The sequence below is a fragment of the Pseudomonas arcuscaelestis genome, assembly GCF_016881005.1.
GTDB classification, from domain to species: Bacteria; Pseudomonadota; Gammaproteobacteria; order Pseudomonadales; family Pseudomonadaceae; genus Aquipseudomonas; species Aquipseudomonas arcuscaelestis.
This window is the reverse complement of sequence record NZ_JACOPV010000002.1, coordinates 1-15,225: the sequence shown is the minus strand read 5'-3', so window position 1 is coordinate 15,225 and position 15,225 is coordinate 1. Positions and strand designations below refer to the sequence as shown.

Below are 15,225 nucleotides of genomic sequence, written 5' to 3'. Positions count from 1 at the left end.
TAAAGCCATCCATCATCACAAGCTTGCGATACATTCGGAAAAGCGTATATTCGTAAAACCATATACGCGCAGAGTATCTAGTGATGACTGGCAAGATCCGCGTCCTGTTTGTTTGCACCGCCAACGCTGCTCGCTCCCAGCTCGCCGAAGCATTGCTCCGGCACACAGCCCCTGTGCACTTCGAGGCTTTCAGCGCAGGTACTCAGCCTGGCGAAGTCGACCCGCGAACCTATGCCGCCCTTGAGCACCTTGCCATCGACTCCAGCGCCCTGCGTAGCAAATCCATCGACGAGTTCGCCGGTGAACACTTCGACTATGTCATTACCCTCTGTGACAAGGCCGTCCAGGAATGCCAAGCGCTTCCGGCTTTCGGTGAACAGCTGGTATGGAGCTTCGAAGACCCTGTCACCAGCGACAAACACGACGCCTTCCGCCAAACGCTTCACGAGATTCATGAGCGCATCAAGATGTTCGTCCTCGTGAAAACCAAACACTGAGAATCCCTATGACTGACTCGCTGACCCCTACCAAGGTTTTCAAATGCCTCGCCGATGAGAACCGCATTCGGATGATGCTGATGATCGCCCGCGAGGAAGAACTCTGCGTCTGTGAATTGACCTGTGCGCTGGAAGAAAGCCAGCCCAAGGTTTCCCGCCACCTGGCGCAATTGCGCACGTGTGACCTGCTGGAAGACCGCCGCCAGGGTCAATGGGTGTACTACCGGCTACATCCCGAGCTGCCCGCCTGGGTACGCGAGGTCCTGGCAACGACGCTGGAGGCCAATCGCGAATGGCTGAGCACCAGCACCAAACGACTGGACAACATGGGTGACCGTCCACAGCGCGTCGCCTCCTGCTGCTGATTACTGCCGAGAAAAGCCGATGAAAGTTCTGTTCCTCTGCACCGCCAATAGCTGCCGCAGCATCCTGTCTGAAGCTGTTTTCAACCACCTGGCCCCGGCCGTTATGAACGCCTTCAGCGCCGGCAGCCAGCCCAAGGGCGAGGTGCATCCGTTGTCCATCGCCGCGCTGCAGCGCGCCGGTATTTCCACCGATGGTCTCAGCAGCAAGTCCAGTGATTCACACGCCGAGCTCGCCCCGGACTTTGTCATCACCGTCTGCGACAAGGCCGCTGGCGAAGCATGCCCCGTGTTCTTCGGGCCGGCAGTGAAGGCTCACTGGGGCCTTTCTGATCCTTCGGACCTGCAAGGTAGCGCCGCCGAACTGGATGAGGCTTTCGACACCACGCTTGAACACATCAAGCGCCGCATCACGGCATTCCTCGCATTGCCTATTGAACAACTGGATGCCGCCCAGCTCAAGGCCGAGCTGGCACGCATCGGAACGCTCTGACGTTAAGGGAGATTCACATGAGCAAAAGCCGCCTTTCATTCCTCGATCGCTACCTAACGGTCTGGATCTTTTTGGCCATGGGTCTTGGCATCGGCTTGGGCAGCCTTTTCCAAGGATTGCCGGCCTGGCTGAATAGCCTGTCGGTTGGCACGACGAACATTCCTATCGCCATCGGCCTGATCGTCATGATGTACCCACCACTGGCGAAGGTGAAATATGAGGAGTTGCCACAGGTCTTCAAAGACAAGCGCATCCTCGCCTTGTCGCTGATTCAGAACTGGGTGATTGGCCCGGTGCTGATGTTCGGGCTGGCTGTCGTATTCCTCTCCGACAAGCCCGAGTACATGACCGGCCTGATCCTCATCGGCTTGGCACGCTGCATCGCCATGGTTCTGGTGTGGAACCAGATCGCGGGCGGCAACAACCAGTACGTTGCGGGCTTGGTCGCCTTCAACAGCATTTTCCAAATTCTGTTCTTCAGCGTGTATGCCTGGATCTTCCTAGGCCTTCTGCCGCCGCTGTTCGGCCTGGAAGGTAGCATCATCGAAACCAGCTTCATCGAAATTGCCCAATCGGTATTGATCTATCTGGGTATCCCATTCCTGGCTGGCTTCCTGACTCGCAAGATCCTGATCAGCCGTAAGGGCTCCGCGTGGTACGAGGAACGCTTCATTCCGAAGATCAGCCCGCTGACGCTCGTAGCGTTGCTGCTGACCATCGTCGCTATGTTCAGCCTGAAAGGCGACATGGTGCTGCAACTGCCTCTGGATGTGCTGCGAATCGCCATCCCACTGACCATCTACTTCGTGGTGATGTTCTTCATCAGCTTCTGGATGGGCAAGCTGCTGGAGGCCGACTATCCACGCACCACCGCGCTGGCATTTACCGCTGCCAGTAACAACTTCGAACTGGCGATTGCCGTGGCCATTGCCACTTTCGGCCTTGCCTCGCCGGTAGCCTTTGCCACCGTCATCGGGCCTTTGGTGGAAGTACCGGTACTGATCTCCCTGGTCGGCGTTGCCTTGTGGCTCAAGCGTCGCTGGTTCGATCAGCCATCTGGTGCCTTGTCCCAGGAGTGAAATCATGACCGAACACCATATCCCCAACATCGACAGTGATCTGATCGATCTGCCGTCTTCCGAAAAGCTGGCGATCGAGCAGCAGTCCACTCACAAACCGCGCATCCTGCTGTTGTATGGATCGACCCGTGAACGCTCTTTCAGCCGCCTTCTGACCGAGGAAGCGGCTCGCCTGCTGGAGCACTTCGGCGCCGAGACGCGGATCTTCAATCCGTCCGGCCTGCCGCTGCCGGATGACGTACCCGACGACCACCCCATGGTCAAAGAGCTGCGCGACCTGGTGCTCTGGTCGGAAGGCATGGTCTGGTGTTCGCCAGAACGCCACGGTGCGATGACCGGCGTGTTCAAGTCGCAGATCGACTGGATTCCGCTGAGCATGGGGGCTGTGCGCCCGACGCAGGGCAAGACCCTCGCGGTGATGCAGGTCTGCGGTGGCTCGCAGTCGTTCAACGTGGTCAACCAGCTGCGCGTGCTCGGCCGCTGGATGCGCATGTTCACCATCCCTAACCAGTCGTCAGTGCCGAAGGCCTATCTGGAGTTCGACGAAGCGGGCCGCATGAAGCCTTCTGCGTACTATGACCGCGTCGTCGACGTGATGGAGGAGTTGGTGAAGTTCACCCTGCTTCTGCGTGATCGTGCCGACTACATGGTTGATCGCTATTCCGAACGTAAAGAGTCCGCTGAAGAACTGTCGAAGCGCGTCAATCAACGCTCCATCTGAGGCTTTTGAGCATGCAACTGCACCCGTATTCCGTGCTGACTACTCCACAGTTGATCGGCCAACTGATCTTCACCCGTGCCCTGGTACCAAGGACACGTCGGTCTTCCAGGCTCTGGCGACACTGCGCGATGCCGGTGCGAGCGCACTGGTAACCCTGATGCCGGATGAAGAGCTGTTGCAGAACGAGGTCGATCTACTGCCTGAGGAATGCCAGCTGTTGGGCCTCGAATGGTTCCACCTGCCGGTGGAGGATGATCAGGCTCCCGGCGAGCCCTTTGCTGCCGCCTGGGAAACCCATCGGGAGCGCCTAAAAGAGCTGGTGATGGCTGGCAAATCGATCGCTATTCACTGCAAGGGTGGCTCGGGCCGTACCGGCTTGTTCGCAGCCCGCCTGATGATCGAGTGCGGTATCCCTGTGCACGAGGCCATCGCTCAGGTTCAAGCCCTGCGCCCGCGAGCCATTCAAAACCCTGCACACGTCAGCTACATCAATCAGTTCACCAATACCCTCTGACCGCTCGCGAACCGCGACTCGAGAACAAGAACATGGCAATCAAAGTAGGCATCAATGGGTTTGGGCGTATCGGTCGCTTGGCGCTGCGCGCATCCTGGGACTGGCCGGAATTCGAATTCGTACAAATCAATGACCCGGCCGGGGACGCTGAGACCCACGCCCACCTGATCAACTTTGACTCGATCCACGGACGCTGGCACCGCGAAGCAGGTGCAGAAGGCGACTCGGTGGTGATCGAGGGCAAACGCATCAAGGTCACAGCGAACAAGACCATCGCCGACACCGACTGGTCGGGCTGCGACCTGGTCATCGAAGCCAGCGGCAAGATGAAATCGGTAGCCGTGCTCCAGGCCTACCTGGATCAGGGCGTCAAACGCGTGGTGGTCTGTGCCCCGGTGAAGGAAAAAGGCGCGCTGAACGTGGTGATGGGCGTAAACCAGCACCTGTTCGACCCGGCCCAGCACCGCATTGTCACCGCCGCCTCCTGCACCACCAACTGCCTGGCTCCGGTGGTCAAAGTGATTCACGAGAACTTGGGCATCCGCCACGGCTCGATCACCACCATCCATGACCTGACCAATACCCAGAGCATCCTTGATACACCGCACAAGGACCTGCGCCGCGCCCGTGCCTCGGGCATGAGCCTGATCCCGACCACCACCGGTTCGGCCACAGCGATCGCCGAGATCTTCCCCGAACTGCGCGGCAAGCTGAATGGTCACGCCGTGCGTGTACCGCTGGCCAACGCCTCGCTGACCGACTGCGTGTTCGAGGTGGCGCTTGAAACCACGGCTGAAGAGGTCAACTTGCTGCTGAAGGCGGCTGCCGAAGGCCCGCTGAAGGACATCCTGGGTTACGAAGAACGCCCACTGGTGTCCATCGACTACCGCACCGATCCGCGGTCTTCGATTATCGATGCGCTGTCGACCCTGGTGGTCAACGGTACCCAGGTGAAGATCTACGCCTGGTACGACAACGAGTGGGGCTACGCCAATCGTGCAGCGGAGCTGGCCCGACTGGTCGGCACGGCGGAGTAAACGGCGATCATGAAGGCGTTGTCAGCCCTGTCTACGGAAGTGCGTCAGTACCTGCTGGTTTCCGGCAATTACTGGGCCTTCACCCTCACCGACGGCGCGTTGCGCATGTTGGTGGTTTTGCACTTCCATACACTTGGCTACACGCCGCTGCAGATCGCGGCGCTGTTCCTGTTTTACGAAATTTTCGGCGTGATCACCAACCTGGTGGGCGGCTACCTCGGCGCCCGCCTGGGTCTCAATCGCACCATGAACATCGGCCTGGGCATGCAGGTCCTGGCCTTGCTGATGCTCACGGTACCAGCGGCCTGGCTGACGGTGCCTTGGGTGATGGGAGCCCAAGCGTTGTCCGGCATCGCCAAGGACCTCAACAAGATGAGTGCCAAGAGCTCGATCAAGCTCCTGGTTCCGGATAGCCAGCAAGGTACCCTCTACAAGTGGGTAGCCATCCTCACAGGCTCGAAAAACGCGCTCAAAGGGGTGGGCTTTTTCCTTGGCGGTGCGCTGCTTGCGCTGCTCGGCTTCACCATTGCGGTACTGGCGATGGCGGCGGCGCTGGCATTGATCTGGATAGGCAGCTTGCTGCTGCTGAAAAAGGACCTGGGCAAGGCCAAAGCCAAACCGAAATTCCGCGACATGCTGTCCAAGAGCCGGGCAATCAACACTCTCTCGGCCGCACGCCTGTTTCTCTTCGGTGCCCGTGACCTCTGGTTCGTCGTCGCGCTGCCGGTGTACCTGAGCAGCGTATTTGGCTGGGACTTCTGGCTGGTCGGTGGCTTTCTTGCCGCCTGGATCATCGGCTATGGCATCGTGCAGTCTTTTGCCCCCAGCATCACCGGCAAGCAGCGTGGCCATGTGCCAGACGGCCGAGCAGCCTTCACCTGGGCTATCGCGCTAGCCGGACTGCCCGCACTCATTGCTCTGGGGCTGAGCGCAGGCTGGTCGGGTCAGGTGGTATTGCTTGGTGGGCTGATGCTGTTCGGCGTGCTGTTTGCCGTGAATTCATCGCTGCACAGCTACCTGATCGTTAGCTATGCCAAGGAAGACGGGGTCTCACTGGACGTGGGCTTCTACTACATGTCCAACGCTCTGGGACGACTGCTCGGCACACTGCTTTCCGGCTGGGTGTTCCAAACTTATGGCCTGGAGGCTTGCTTGTGGGTATCGAGCGGTTTTGTACTGGCTGCCGCTCTCATCTCAATCGCCTTGCCCAGGCACGGCGACACCACACAGCAGCCAAGCTGACCAGCGACCATCAGGCGGGAGCTCTCGTACCTCCGCCTTTACCAGCAATTGCTCAATCTCAGCGACAGTACTGCGGGCTGTACGGGTAACCCCTACCAAAATCGCCGACACCGAACCCGCCCACTCGCCATAGCCCACCAGCCATAGTCTGTGTTCGTTCACAGCGCGAGCCCCCTCGACGGCCACTCGCCCTTCCTCGGTAATCATCCGAAGGCTGGCTAGGTGCCCTAAAGCCGGTTTAAATCTGGTGCACCAGATCACCGCATCGACTGCCGTCTCCGAACCATCGGCACAGACCACACTGTTGTCCACGGAATAACTCGGCAACAGGATACGCGGGAATATGGGGGGCGCACCAGGTGCCCGTGTCACTGACCACGGCTTTGGCATCCCATTGCCCCTGCCCTCTGCTATCTGATCAAGGCAGTATAGGACTCAACCAATTGGGGAGCCCATTCCCTGCTGCGGAACAGTCAAATCAGCTCCAACCTCCAGCGGCTGCTATCGGTTGTGGATTCAACCGGTCGATGCAACAGATTGACTAAATCGTTCAGCGGGCGTTTCGTAGTTTAGTGTTTTTCGAGGGCGACTATTTAGCTGCCTTGCTACTTCATTGAGTGTGGCTTGCGAGTGTTCCGCTAGGTCGGTTCCTTTCGGGAAGTACTGCCTTAACAACCCGTTGGTGTTCTCATTCGATCCCCGTTGCCAAGGACGATGAGGATCGCAGAAGTAAACCTTGATGTCGGTAGCCACCGTAAAGCGCTTATGCTCAGCCATCTCTTTGCCGCGATCCCAGGTCAGCGATTTGTAGAGTTCTTGGGGTAAGTTACGGGCGTTTTCGATCAGGGCGCTGATGACCGTCTCGCTATCCTTTCCGTCCAATTTCACCAACATTACGTAGCGGGTATGACGCTCCACAAGAGTGGCAATTTGGCTGTTCCTGCTACCGCACAGCAGGTCACCTTCCCAGTGACCTGGCACCGCCCGATCCTGAGCCGCGGCCGGGCGTTCGCGGATCGATACCGCGTCTGTGATTCGACCGTGATTTTCTTTCTTCTGCGTGTGATGGCGCGAGCGACGCATGGCTCGCGTTCGCCGTAAATGCTCAAGCAACTCCTTCTTCAGAGCCCCGCGAGCCTGTATGAAGAGGGTGCGATAGATCGTCTCGTGTGACACCTGATAGCTCGTATCGTCCGGATAGGTGCGCTTCAGCCAGCCGGCAATTTGTTCCGGTGACCACTGCAATTGAAGCTTGTCTGCAACAATTTGCGCCACCGCTCGGTGCTCAACAAGCTTGCAGATCTTGGGTCGATGGGCGCGATCCCAGGCAGCCTGATCCGCTCGATTAGCCCGGTAGCCTCCTTGGCCACCGTTACGCCTGATCTCACGACTGATCGTAGAGGCTGCTCGTCCTAGCAGCGCGGCTATGGAACGGATCGAGTTACCTGCCACCACTGCACGCGAAATCTCTTCGCGTTCAGCCAACGTCAGCGCCAATCTGGACCTGCGACGTACAGCGGGTCTGATCCCCCCGGTCTCCGCCAAGATGCGCTGTATCGATGAGTGGTTCCGATCAAATAGTTGGGCGATGTGCTGGAGAGAGTCGCCTTTTTGCCAGTGATCCCACATCAGTTTTTTCTGGCTTTCGGTGTAATAGATCCGAGGTCTCTGCTTCATCTGCAACACTCCTTCTGCTTACACAGAATTTAGTTGTGTTGCATCGACCGGTTGAATCCACAGCCAAAAACGGCCATTGGGGGTCTATAAAAACCGCAGGCGAGCCAGTGAGGTCTTCCAGGTCGTACACGTGCGGGACAAGGGCGCGCAGCCTGCCCTGCGCCAAGTCGCTCCATGAGCCGTGAGATCAATGCTCCTAAGACGCCGGAGTCTCGATTAGTACGCTCTCCGCCTTCATGCGGTCTCAAGACCGCGTAGGACACCAACCGGCATGGGTAAGCCACAGAGTAGAACTGGCAACCGCCTCATGAGAGCAAGCACCGCTGGCCGCTCGCGAAAAACTTCGAAATAGTATTTCAAGCAACGGTTTCTGTTTATCTGTACAACCGGTCTGCTTATCACTTTGCATCAACCTTTCCGAGCACTAGTCATTGCAGACTCCTTTAGAACTGCCCCGCGCCATTGCCCAATTTATTGGCGGTAATCAACTTGTCACCGACGAGGTTGGCGAGTCTCCCGCAAGCGTTTACGCTTTCACCCGAGGGAATGAACGCTTTTTCCTGAAGACCTGCGCAGCGGTCTACACACCCACGACTTACAGCGTCTTGCGTGAAGCCCGCGTATTGCAATGGCTCAATGGTCGGCTGAACGTGCCCGAGGTGGCCGTTGTTGCCCAAAGCACAGCCGGGGAGTTCATGATCACCCGTTGTGTGCCTGGGGAACCGATACAAGCACGCTGCGATGATCCGGACGCCATGTTGGCGTTGTTACGCGAGGCGCTGCGGCAACTGCAGGCTGTACCGATCACCGATTGCCCTTTTGACTCGAGTGCTTCGGAGCGCCTAAATGAGCTGGAGTATCTGATTGCCCACGATCTGTGCGCCGATGATGTCGACCTGGAGCAATGGCCGAACCTTGACACCCCGGCGAAGTTGCTGGCCCACCTGCACGCCACGCAACCGACCGAAGAGAAAGTGTTCAGTCATGGCGACCTGGGTGACAGCAATGTTTTCGTCGATACTCATGACCAGCTGTATTTCATCGACCTGGGCCGTGGCGGTATAGCGGATCGCTGGCTGGACATTGCGTTTGCTCACCGAAACCTGCGCGAAGACGTTTCAGCCCGTGCAGCAAAAGACTTGCTCCGGGGGCTTGGCGAGCCCGACCAGTCAGCGAAGCGTGTGTTTTTCGAGCAGCTGGATGAGTTGTTCTAGGAGACGCGAGCACGGAGCCCCCTCCGTAGGACAACCATTTGTGGATCATCGACATTCCGGCCCACTTGAGAGATGCGTTTCTCGCATCTACTGAAGACGCTCTTACATCCACCGTGATGGATTGGGCGGCTACTCCCTAAAAGCCAGCGCTCATGGGCCTCACTAGCTACAGCTTGGGTTGTCAAAGACTCGCAATTGAGCAAGTCTTTGATCGTCAAACAATGGCTAGTCAATTCAAGTGGCGATTATCACCATTTAACTCTCCACATTCCTCCCCCCTTACACGTTCCGCAATGATGTATTACATCCCAATTGCTGACACCTTCAAGTTTCTCCACTCCTTTCTTCGCTTTTTCAGCTTTGTGGGCAGCTTGCCAACTCGTATGCTTACAATCAGCGACGTGCGTTAGAAGGTCATGAGAAGGAGTGTTACGGACTTTCTTGTAGTATCTTATCTCTCCTGGCACGGGTGGAGAGAGGTCTTGTTCCTCTTGCTCATCATCACCATTTTCTGTGGGGGCTTCGGTGTCAAACTCTTGCAGTGGTCTTGAAATGTTTTCAGCGATTGCTTCCGCATTCTCTGCGCGAGTTATCGCTAAAGATAGTTTTTCTTGAAGCTCTGTGTTCTCAGATCGGAGCGTATCGGCATCATCGAGATATGATTGAGCCAATTCCACTAAGTCGTCGGTGGATGATGCTTTACCTTCTAAATCGGTTAACCGCTTACGAGCACTAGCGCTCTGAATTTCATGAATTTCTTTTGGTGGCAAAATAGTAAGTGCAGATACGCTCATGACACGTCGGCGGATTTGTCTACGAAATCTAGCTTCTGCTTCCCCGTCCTTATCATTAGATAATAATTTGTATGGCGTCCACAAGGTTCCATGGAACTGCTCAACTGAGCTGGATCCATTGCTCGGCCAATAAAGCCTTATAGCGCCGCTATAACAAGAGTTTTGCTTTTCAATTACATCTGTAATAGCCCAAGAGGCTTTGTCATCCACTTCGTAAATTTGAGCTAGGCCAGCAAGGTCATGGGCGATCTTTCGACCAAGCCCTCTCCAAATTTGCTCTCCTTCGTATTCGGAAACAACCACAACTGGGAAAATTCGCGTGCTTGACTTTAAATAGTGCGCAAGTTCGAGGCCTTTTTCATCGCCTTTTATTTGTACGCGATCACCGTGAGGCACTAGGTAATTACCTACTTTCCACTGAGTACCGTTTCTTAAGATATCACGCAGAATTGATGGGCATCGAGCATCAATTGATATAGGGGAGATAATGCTGGTTTTGGTCGTGGCTGAAAGTGTAATGTATACAAAAAATCTTGTTTTGGATGTGGCGAACGCTACATTTGTAAAAAATATTTGATTGTTTCTAGGCGACTCCTCAAGTCTTATTTGCTCCAGTATTTCATCGTTGCTTACTGCGGTCTCGCGCTTATAGTGGCCGGTTTCAGATGAGCTTATGGATTTGAATTCTCCTGAACTGCCAGCAGGATCTGCAACTCCTTTTTCTTTAAGCCAATTACTTAAGTGCTTTCTAGTTTCGGCTATTAATGATATTTTTTCATCTTCAGAGTTTACAGTTCGTTCAAGTAAATAGGCCGCTAGAGATTGCATAAGTTAACCTTGAGTCCATTGAGTGATATCAAAGCATCCATTGAGGAATTGCACTGGTGCCAAGCAGTGCGTAAAGAGTTGGCCGAGTTTCTGCGCAACCTCACGAGTATGGCTCAACGCTACTACAGGTGCGTCGCATTTTCTATTGAAAGTGGGCGAATCAAGAAGGGACGGAGCCAATCGTAGGTTTTTACGCGAGGGGAGAATGAATAGGGCGTGGCCTTGGAGTCACCGAGAGTCCGCTTTTGGCCGATTGCAGCCCTACGTGAAAGGCAGCAATCGACCCAACGCGGTCCCTTGAGAAAGGGGCTGATGTCTCGTTGCAAGCAGCAGTAGCAGGCCAAAAAACAGGCCATAGACATGCTGCTAGCGACATCGTATCTTCGTGAGATTTAAAGACGCACTTATTTAACTGGAGAGGCAATCGCTTTGTCTATATCAGGGGCCTACAAGGACACCTCCAATAGTACGCCCGGCCATCGCTCGATTCGGACACCGGATAACATAGAACTGCAAGTATTTACTGCGAGTTGGCATTTTTTATTGGAGGATTTAATCTGTGAGTCATATTGAAGATTTTCGAAAAAAATTCCATATCGCCCCCCATGCTGACCTTCAAAACTCATTGATTGCTGTTGACGCAATTTATAATACAAATAATATTGTCACCGAGTACCTGTCTGAAGTTAAACTTTCCAATGCTAAAGAAAGCTTCAGAATTCACAGTTTGATAAACCTGCTTGGGCGTATTCACGAGCACTCTGAAGGTATGTTGGTTGCCATATCTACAGGCTCCCCTGCCAGCGCTGAAGCACTCGCAAGGGTAGTTGTAGAGGGAGCCATGAATATCATGTATTTAGCGACAATCGGAAACTCTAGCACTTTGATTCAATTTTTTAGGTCTTGGTTGCATGAGCACGGACGAAAACTTTCTGAGTGGAAGGAAACGATCAGAGATGAAAGTTATGCGGAAAAAGTTTTGGCAATGATTGATGAGAGGAGTGACTTCATTCAATCTCTAGAAAAATATGTAGGTCATGTTGAGACGCAAGCTTTAATCGAGCCTGTGGATAAAAGCACAGAGTGGCCAAAGTCGCTATTTAAGCGTTTCGAAGCGATGGGGCGTAAGACCGATTACTACGAAAGCTACCATCGTTTAAGTGGCGCAAGCCATCTCACTGGGGAAGACACTATTTTGTGGCTTATTTCGCTTGAAATACCCATCGAACAAAAGGTCAATATGGCTAAAGAAGCATGGGCCTATTCTACAATGATGACCCGTATCGCAAGTACCTTTTTTGTTGATGCTGCGGCAGCCTGTGTTATTGGATTTGGGAGAAAAAATAATGACGACTTACAACAAATTAAGCAGTCTCTAGCGCGATCCGTTCATGAAATTGCGAAAGAGGCAGGTGTTCCCCAGTAAGCCTTGCAAATGCTGTTGGATGGTTCAAACCGTTCGCTTCGCCTATTCGGAACCGGCTAAATCAGGCTCCTTATCGAAAATTTAGGAAATGACTGCTATTTGCAGTTAGCTGCCCTGCACCAATGGCAGCTTTGGGGTCGGTTACCTTCCGCCGAAAGCGTATGCTTTGCTGCCATTTAAGCAAAGCTCAAAGGCGACCTAAATAACGCCTGCATGGAAAGATAGCAAGCACTGCAAATGTGATCTGCGATATCGGGAGCAGACCACCGTTTGTAAGTTTAGTCTGAACTCTTTTTTTTCTTGGTTTAAGGGTGATAGCTGCTCATAGGAATAAGCCTCAAGGCCAGAGATGAGTCTCTGCATATGTCTTCATTAGGAAAAGTACGTCTGGCCCACCTATGTCTTGATACTCGAATCTTTTCGTGCCAACATCTGTCAGGTTTATGTGTATTCCGCCAAATTCGTAGGGCCTAGCATAACGGGCTCTGTTAATGTTCCAGCGTGGCTCGGCAATATCGTGAGCGAACGCGTTGCGTATTTGATACGTAACTGCGATGAACTGATCGTTTTCAGTAATAATTTCAGCGGAAAGCGCATACCCCGCTTCTTCTCGGCAACGGTTAAGCGTGATCGCTGCCGCGCCAAATGTAATGACCAAATTGTTCTGCAGAGCCAATATTAAGTCGTCAGGAGTATCTAAAACTTTATCCGGAAGCACTAGAACCATACCGCCACCTTGGAATGTCAAGGGGGGATCTAGCTCATCTAAATTGATTTTTCCATCAAGCGCATAGTCGTATAGCTTCCACGCAAGAGAAAGTTGTCTAAATGCAGTGTCAACGTAATTCATAATTATTCCATGATTGATGAGGCCTTCAGCTTCACTTGAAAAGTTGAGCACGTAAACTGGGTTAGGCCTCCATGGTTATAAATGTAGCCTGCTCCTGTTTTACAGCAGCTGTTGGAAGTTCTCCCTTGACCAAATGCGACTATGCCGCCATGGCTAAGGTGTTCAGAAGCAACCGATAAAAATACGTATATATTAGCTATGCACCAGCGCCTTCGCTAGTTTTAGCCCACGCGCTATACAGTCAGGAGAATAGCCTGGAAGCGTCGAAATCTAAACCCGCCTCTTTCATCTCCATAACAAGCCGCTTTTGCCATCCCTCGTGCGAATCAAGCTCCGTGTAGACAACGCCGAAAAGGTCAGATGGAATCTCCACATTGCCTTTTCTCAGGAGGCATACACGACCTCGGCCAAGCTTACCAGCAAAATATCCTAGCTCGAAAATCACATTCTGCCGTGCGCGTGCTGAGGGCGCATCTGCCTTTACAGCCCCGCCTACATCATCTGGGGTTAGTAGTACAACGGCGTAACCGACCTCTGCGGACTGCTCGAATTTTTCGATGATAGTTCTGCCGCGATCAGGTTGCTCTTGAAGAATGATTGATTCTAATCCTAATCTGTCAATAAACCTGGCTAGCATATGTTTAGCCCCATCATCATGACCGTGCACAATGAAGACCTTATTGGACCGAACAATAGACCTGACCAATGCTGCATTGCTAATCTTGACGTGAGACTTATAATCTCTCGCGAACGGAATAATTACTTGAGCGACAAAAGCGTGAAGGCCGGAAATCATCTTCTTGCTACCATTGCTGAAGAAGTGATATCCAAAGTTTAATGCGTAGTTCGGATCGGTGGAAAGTTTCTGGATTAGCAATATAGTCAAGCCAAGCTTGAGTTCGTCGTCATCTGGCCACGCTAACCGATGGCTGCCTGCAAAGCTTCCACCAGTAGCTTCGCTTTCAGATAAAAAAGCTTCGAGGTCTGCATTTTGCGTTAAGTTAGCATTGACGGATTCGAGTTCGGGGCTAGATAAAAGTCGTGCTAGTTTCTTCAATGGCACTGCATATGTTTGGTGCTGGGAAGACTGCAGGTCCAATACGCAATTATTAATCTGAGTAAAAATATCAGAGGAGCTCACTTGCTTTCCCCTGTTAGGCGCTTTTCGGCTGCCTGCTCAATTATCCGCGAGCGATAATTTTCTTTCATGCCTTCAATTAGAGGTCCTACAAAGGGATTGCCAGCATAAACTCCAACGCGCTGATCAATAGTGTTGCTGACTTCCTGTATTGCATGCTCAATGCTTGCGGGATCGAAGGGATCGAAATTAATCGTACAAAGAGTGCCATCTAGTTCTTTAAGCGCAATCTGCGCCTGTTTTAAATCGCGTTGCAACTGATCCAACCCTTTGATCATAACGCTCACCTTATCCGTAATAATGGCATTTTGTCACAGCTGATCGTGCCACAATGTACAGGGGTATGGAAGATCCCGAGATCTAAACCGATGAGTGGCGATGGCGCGCACGGATTAAAAGAACCATATCTTCGTTGGAGGCCTGTGCCGCCTGTGTTTATGGCCAGAATCTGCCGTCTCTGGCGTCCGCTGTTGGCCGGATAGCGACGGTCTAGAATCGACCGTCGCGATGGATGGTTAGACTTCCGTCTGTTCCGCCATTTCCAGGGCATCATCAACCTCGATTCCCAGGTATCTGACGGTGCTTTCAAGCTTCGTATGACCGAGCAGGAGTTGGACAGCTCTCAGGTTCTTCGTCCTGCGATAGATCAGTGATGCCTTGGTTCGCCGTAGCGTGTGGGTACCGTACATAGTTGGGTCAAGGGCAATGGCTGTCACCCAGGCTTTGACTATTCGAGCGTATTGCCTGGTGGAGAGATGATCTGAGTCGTGCAACCGGGTCGGAAACAAGAAGTCCTCACTGCGGAGTTGGGCCTGATGCATCCAAGCCTCCAGAACCGTTCGGGTTTGCTCAGTGATTTCAAATTGCACTGAGTGCTGAGTTTTCTGCTGCATCACCATGGCCCGTGACGACACATGTTCCCCATGGGCTATGTCTCGTACTCGCAGCTTGGTTAAGTCGCAGGCACGCAGTTTGCTGTCGATGGCTAGGTTGAAGAGAGCCAGATCCCGTGTCTTCTCCGCAAGCTGGAGCCTGACCCGGATGGCCCAAATATCTCTGACTCGGAGCGGGGTTTTCTGCCCGACAAGCTTTCCCTTGTTCCAAGGCTGATGGCTGCATGTAGCAATAGTGTTCATGGTTTGTCCTCCACGTTGAGGGAGGACAAGGATGGATCAGTCACACAGCGTGGGGGGCGCTATCCGGCCAGAAGCGGACATTTGAGAGACATCCAAACTCACCTCTTGTAAGCTATCGCTCATCATCTTTATGGTTTATAGGTATCCGTTTATGATTAGTCCAAAAGAAATAATGGATCACTATGTCATCGATCCTCAGGATAGCTATTTTGTTAAT

15 protein-coding genes and 1 pseudogene are annotated in these 15,225 nt (G+C 53.4%); 10 read left to right on the top strand and 6 right to left on the bottom strand.

From position 1 onward, the window contains the following. The first annotated feature begins 83 nt into the window (after positions 1 to 83). From H8F21_RS02375 to arsJ, 8 genes and pseudogenes are all read left to right on the top strand, one after another. On the top strand, positions 84 to 497 hold the full coding sequence (locus H8F21_RS02375; protein ID WP_203583938.1) for an arsenate reductase ArsC: 414 nt from the start codon (positions 84 to 86) through the stop codon (positions 495 to 497). An 8-nt stretch (positions 498 to 505) separates the two neighbouring features. After that, on the top strand, positions 506 to 862 hold the full coding sequence (locus H8F21_RS02370) for a metalloregulator ArsR/SmtB family transcription factor (RefSeq protein WP_203583937.1): 357 nt from the start codon (positions 506 to 508) through the stop codon (positions 860 to 862). 19 nt (positions 863 to 881) lie between these two features. Then, positions 882 to 1,352, top strand: a complete 471-nt coding sequence (locus H8F21_RS02365; protein WP_203583936.1) for an arsenate reductase ArsC — start codon at positions 882 to 884, stop codon at positions 1,350 to 1,352. Positions 1,353 to 1,369: 17 nt separating this feature from the next. Continuing rightward, entirely contained in the window at positions 1,370 to 2,431 is a 1,062-nt protein-coding gene (gene arsB / locus H8F21_RS02360; protein ID WP_203583935.1) for an ACR3 family arsenite efflux transporter, read from the top strand. Positions 2,432 to 2,435: 4 nt separating this feature from the next. Beyond that, positions 2,436 to 3,152 (top strand): arsenical resistance protein ArsH, encoded by a 717-nt coding sequence (arsH, locus tag H8F21_RS02355; RefSeq protein ID WP_203583934.1) that lies wholly within the window; start codon positions 2,436 to 2,438, stop codon positions 3,150 to 3,152. Positions 3,153 to 3,163: 11 nt separating this feature from the next. Then, positions 3,164 to 3,666 (top strand): annotated as a pseudogene (locus tag H8F21_RS02350) (cyclin-dependent kinase inhibitor 3 family protein). Between the two features lie 32 nt (positions 3,667 to 3,698). Then, the gene (locus tag H8F21_RS02345; protein ID WP_203583933.1) at positions 3,699 to 4,703 is read left to right on the top strand and encodes an ArsJ-associated glyceraldehyde-3-phosphate dehydrogenase; all 1,005 of its coding nucleotides are present in this window, start codon (positions 3,699 to 3,701) and stop codon (positions 4,701 to 4,703) included. A gap of 9 nt (positions 4,704 to 4,712) precedes the next feature. Continuing rightward, on the top strand, positions 4,713 to 5,945 hold the full coding sequence (arsJ, locus tag H8F21_RS02340; protein ID WP_203583932.1) for an organoarsenical effux MFS transporter ArsJ: 1,233 nt from the start codon (positions 4,713 to 4,715) through the stop codon (positions 5,943 to 5,945). 516 nt (positions 5,946 to 6,461) lie between these two features. Here the strand turns inward: arsJ and H8F21_RS02335 are convergent. Next, the gene (locus tag H8F21_RS02335; RefSeq protein ID WP_203583931.1) at positions 6,462 to 7,622 is read right to left on the bottom strand and encodes an IS30 family transposase; all 1,161 of its coding nucleotides are present in this window, start codon (positions 7,620 to 7,622) and stop codon (positions 6,462 to 6,464) included. Between the two features lie 431 nt (positions 7,623 to 8,053). Here H8F21_RS02335 and H8F21_RS02330 point away from each other — a divergent pair, with 431 nt between their 5' ends. Continuing rightward, positions 8,054 to 8,836, top strand: a complete 783-nt coding sequence (locus H8F21_RS02330; RefSeq protein WP_203583930.1) for an APH(3') family aminoglycoside O-phosphotransferase — start codon at positions 8,054 to 8,056, stop codon at positions 8,834 to 8,836. 248 nt (positions 8,837 to 9,084) lie between these two features. Here the strand turns inward: H8F21_RS02330 and H8F21_RS02325 are convergent, their stop codons facing one another. Further along, positions 9,085 to 10,458 (bottom strand): hypothetical protein, encoded by a 1,374-nt coding sequence (locus H8F21_RS02325; RefSeq protein WP_203583929.1) that lies wholly within the window; start codon positions 10,456 to 10,458, stop codon positions 9,085 to 9,087. A gap of 559 nt (positions 10,459 to 11,017) precedes the next feature. On the opposite strand from H8F21_RS02325, the gene H8F21_RS02320 reads away from it, so the two are divergent. Continuing rightward, the gene (locus H8F21_RS02320; RefSeq protein ID WP_203583928.1) at positions 11,018 to 11,884 is read left to right on the top strand and encodes a DUF5677 domain-containing protein; all 867 of its coding nucleotides are present in this window, start codon (positions 11,018 to 11,020) and stop codon (positions 11,882 to 11,884) included. Between the two features lie 337 nt (positions 11,885 to 12,221). On the opposite strand, the gene H8F21_RS02315 is transcribed toward H8F21_RS02320, so the two are convergent. From H8F21_RS02315 to H8F21_RS02300, 4 genes are all read right to left on the bottom strand, one after another. Continuing rightward, positions 12,222 to 12,734 carry a hypothetical protein gene (locus H8F21_RS02315; RefSeq protein ID WP_203583927.1) on the bottom strand — a complete coding sequence of 171 codons (513 nt, stop codon included), beginning with the start codon at positions 12,732 to 12,734 and terminating at the stop codon, positions 12,222 to 12,224. Positions 12,735 to 12,975: 241 nt separating this feature from the next. After that, positions 12,976 to 13,875 (bottom strand): TIR domain-containing protein, encoded by a 900-nt coding sequence (locus H8F21_RS02310; protein WP_203583926.1) that lies wholly within the window; start codon positions 13,873 to 13,875, stop codon positions 12,976 to 12,978. Continuing rightward, entirely contained in the window at positions 13,872 to 14,150 is a 279-nt protein-coding gene (locus H8F21_RS02305; protein ID WP_203583925.1) for a hypothetical protein, read from the bottom strand. Before H8F21_RS02305 ends, H8F21_RS02310 begins: the two co-directional genes overlap by 4 nt. A 237-nt stretch (positions 14,151 to 14,387) precedes the next feature. Then, positions 14,388 to 15,008, bottom strand: a complete 621-nt coding sequence (locus tag H8F21_RS02300) for a tyrosine-type recombinase/integrase (protein ID WP_203583924.1) — start codon at positions 15,006 to 15,008, stop codon at positions 14,388 to 14,390. Between the last annotated feature and the right edge of the window lie 217 nt (positions 15,009 to 15,225).